At 43.6% G+C, this 436-nt stretch carries 1 protein-coding gene; it reads left to right on the top strand.

Features of this window, described 5'->3' with window-relative positions; translation table 11 throughout:
- Positions 1-49: 49 nt before the first annotated feature.
- Positions 50-436, top strand: a 387-nt coding sequence (rpsD, locus tag SB772_RS39210) for a 30S ribosomal protein S4 (protein ID WP_410838418.1), incomplete at its 3' end; no start/stop codon positions are given.

The following is a 436-nucleotide window of genomic DNA, read 5'->3' on the forward strand; positions in this document are numbered from 1 at the left end:
ATATTAAAGACGAAGCTTTTTATACTAAAAGCTTATAGGAGACATAACAATGGCCCGCTATATTGGACCAAAACTGAAATTATCACGTCGTGAAGGTACGGATTTAGGCCTTAAGTCTGGCGTTAAACCGTATGACGTAAAAACGAAGAAAGCTGGTCGTCCACCAGGTCAGCATGGCGTAAGCCGTAACAAGACCTCAGAATATGCTCTACAGTTGCGTGAAAAGCAAAAAGTTAAGCGTATTTATGGTGTACTAGAGCGTCAATTCGCGAACTACTATAAAGAAGCTGCTCGTAAGCGTGGCGCTACTGGTGAAAACTTGCTAGCAATGCTTGAGAGCCGTCTAGACAACGTTGTATATCGCATGGGCTTTGGCTCAACTCGCGCAGAAGCACGTCAGCTAGTCAGTCATCGTACTGTTATGGTAAAAAAAGCT

Origin of the sequence: Paraburkholderia sp. SIMBA_030, from assembly GCF_046535245.1 — a bacterium.
In the GTDB taxonomy this organism is placed as follows: Bacteria; Pseudomonadota; Gammaproteobacteria; order Burkholderiales; family Burkholderiaceae; genus Paraburkholderia.